Annotated in this window: 1 protein-coding gene; it reads left to right on the forward strand. The window is 67.1% G+C overall.

Annotation, left to right across the window (positions count from 1 at the left end; translation table 11 throughout):
- The coding region (locus tag F7R02_RS25650) for an integrating conjugative element protein (RefSeq protein ID WP_151210334.1) at positions 1-899 on the forward strand (899 nt) is incomplete at both ends.

Genomic DNA, 899 nt, shown 5'->3' on the forward strand with positions numbered 1-899 from the left:
ACCAGCGCCGTGGCGTCCCTGCCTGCGCTGATCATCCAGCGCGCCGATCCAGGCTTGTACAACCTGCTCACAAATGGCGTGCTGCAGGCGCGCCTGGACTTCGACCGCTCGAAGCTGACGTGCCGCGCCATGGCCGAGAAGATGGCCGAGACGGCGGGCGGCCAGCTTGGCTGGAGCCAGATGGCACAAGGCATGGCGCTGCGCGATGCGGTGTCTAGCACGGATGCCGTGTCGGCGATCGAGCAAGCGGAAACCAAGCGCGGCAATGACGGCGTGCCCTGGGTGGGCGGCAGCAATGCCGGTGGCGCGGGCCAGCCGGCCATCCGAGTGGTCGGCGATGTCACTCGGGTGGGCTACAACCTGGTCAATGGCCGCAGCGTGACCGACACGTCATCCATCGCCCAAGCGAGTTGCGCAAGCCTGTCCTGCCAGACCTGGACCTCGCCGCAACAGGCGGTCGAATGGGCGACGCGGGTCCTGGGCGAGAAAGAGCAGCGCACCTGCGATGCCTGCACCAAGACCGAGACAGTGCCCGGTGTGGGGCTCACGCCGCTGATCCAGGAGGAGTACGAGGCGAAGCTGGAAGCCTTGCAGGAGCTGATCTCGGGGACGCGCAACACGACGTTCGATAACCTGCGCGTAGCTGGCAGCACCTCGCTGCCCATCACGCGCGGCGTCATCGAGGCGCTACGCGACGAGCCCGATCAAGACCTGCTGGCGCGGCGGCTGGCGTCCGAGGTGGCGCTGTCGTCCGTGCTGGAGAAAGCTCTGCTGCTCCAGCGGACCCTGCTGACGGGCAAGAAGGAGCCCAACGTCGCCGCCAATGAACTCGCGGTGGAGGCCGTGAACCACGAGAGCGACACGCTCGACCGCGAGATCCAGAACCTGAAGACCGAGCT

The organism is Xanthomonas cissicola, assembly GCF_008801575.1.
Lineage (GTDB): Bacteria > Pseudomonadota > Gammaproteobacteria > Xanthomonadales > Xanthomonadaceae > Xanthomonas > Xanthomonas cissicola.